Here is a 2,134-nt window from a genome sequence, read left to right as displayed (position 1 = left end):
GTTGTCGTGCACCTCCAGCACCGTGTGGCCCGCCCGCACGTGGGCGCGCAGGTCGATGCGGGGCGGGCGGTCGGGCGAGCGGTACTTCAGGGCGTTGCTGAGCAGGTTGTAAACGATGCTGCGCAGGTTTTTCTCCGAGAACTGCACAGGCGGATGGGCGCCCACGTCCACCACGAGCTTGGCGCCGGCTTCCTGCAGCAGCGGCGTCAGGTCCTGGCGCACGTCGTCGACGACGGCAGCCAGGTTGACCGCTGCCGCCGGGGCCAAGTGTGCGTTTTGGAGCTTGGAGACGTCGGTGAGGTGGTCGATGGTGCGCTTGAAGCGCTCCACGGAATCGAGCATGCGCGCCAGCGTAGAACCGACCAGGGCGTCCTGGGCCACGGCAGCGGGCAGCTCCTGCTGCAGCAGGTAGAGCAGGCCTTCGATGTTGGAGATGGGCGCCCGGAGGTCGTGCGAGGCCGTGTAAATGAAGTTGTCCAGGTCCACGTTCGTGCGCGTCAGCTGCTCGTTGGCGGTGCTCAACTCGGTGCTCAACTGCTGCAGCGCCAACTCGGCCAGCTTCTGCTCGTGCACGTCCACCACGGCCCCCACCATGCCCTGGTAGGCGCCGGTGGCGCCGTAGCGGGGCTGGCCCTGGTCCGTCACCCAGCGGTAGGCGCCGTCGCGCTGCCGCAGCCGAAACAAGCAGCTGAAGGGCTCGCGCCGGGCGTTGGCCGCCAAAAAAGTAGCGCCGGTGCCGGGGGCGTCGTCGGGGTGCACGGCGTTGGTCCAGCCCAGGCCCAGGCCTTCGGCTTGGGTTTGGCCGGTGGTGGCGTACCAGCGCGCGTTGAGGTAAGTGCATTCGCCCGCGGAGTTGGTCACCCAGAGCGTGCCGGGTACGTGGTCGGCCATCCGGCGAAACAACACCTCGCGCTGCTCCACCACGCGCCGGGCCTGCACCTGGTCGGTGACCTCGTTGCCGAACATGAGGATGCCGTCCACTTGGCCCTGGTCGTTGTGGCGGGCCTGGAAGGTGAAGGTGAAGTAGAGGTCTTCCAACGGCCCGTCGGGGGTGCGGGTCATTTGCAGGGGCATTTCCTGCGCCACGAAGGTGGTGCCCGTGTCGTACACCCCGTCCATGGTGGCGTCGATGGACGTGCCGCGTAGTTCCGGCAAGGCGTCCAGCACGGACTGGCCGAGCAGGGCCCGGCCGGGGAACAGGCGCTGGTAGGCCGGGTTGACGAGCTGGAAGACGTGCCGGGGGCCGTCGAAAATGACGATGGGTGCCGGGGCCTCCCGGAACAGCTGGTGCAGCCGCTCGCGCTCGGCCTCGCGCTGCCGGCGGGCAAGCACCAGCTCGGCGGATATGGCCGCTTGCCGGGCGTTGCCGGCGACGACCGCGGTGACGTCGTGCACGCGGTGCAGGATGTGCTGCACCCGGCCCTGCGCGTCGAGCACCGGCGTGTTGCGGGGCAGCCAGTGGCGCTCCACGAACTCGCCCGGGCGGGCGGGGTCGGGCACGTCGTAGCGCTGCTGGGCCATCTCGTGGGCCTGGCCCGTGGCCAGCACCCGCTCCAGGGAAGCCCGCAGGTTGTGCACGGCGTGGGCTTCGGGCGTGGCCGGGTTGTCGGGCATGGCGGCAAAGACATGCTGGCCCACCAGGGCGTCACGCCGGGTCAGGGTGGCCGCCAGGTACGCGTCGCTGACGGCCTCGATGCGCAGCTCCGGGGACAGCAGCAGGGTGGCATCGGGCAGGGCGTTGAAGATAAGCAATGGGTCGGGCGGAGGCAGGGCCATGGGCAGTCAGGCAGCGGTGGGGTCAGGGTTGGCAATACGAAGGTCAAGCGCGGTGGGCTATGGCCGGCGTGAAAAGAAGCGAGCGAGCGGGATGGTCCGCTCGTTTCGCAAATCAACGGACAACTGCCGCCGGCGGCGGTGCTGCTAGAGGGGCTATCAAGGAACGAGGAGACACCCGCCGTTCGCCGTTCACGAAACTCATCTCCTAACCGAGTTTTGTAAACGATGAATCGTAGACGAGTTTCGTAAACTCAATCCGCAATACTGGGACTAACCACCCGCTTGTCGTAGCGCCCTATTTCGTCGTTCACTTAAAGGAGCGTTTGTAGTGCATCATCCAATTGGCGTTACACGAATG

General features: G+C 67.3%; 1 protein-coding gene. It reads right to left on the bottom strand.

Annotated elements, in window-relative coordinates; translation table 11 throughout:
* Positions 1 to 1,776: PAS domain-containing protein (locus tag ACP7AJ_RS21130; RefSeq protein WP_426062216.1), on the bottom strand; the 1,776-nt coding region annotated here is incomplete at its 3' end.
* Positions 1,777 to 2,134 lie beyond the last annotated feature (358 nt).

This window comes from Hymenobacter sp. B1770, assembly GCF_049896385.1.
Classification (GTDB): domain Bacteria; phylum Bacteroidota; class Bacteroidia; order Cytophagales; family Hymenobacteraceae; genus Hymenobacter.
This window is presented reverse-complemented; position numbering and strand designations above follow the sequence as displayed.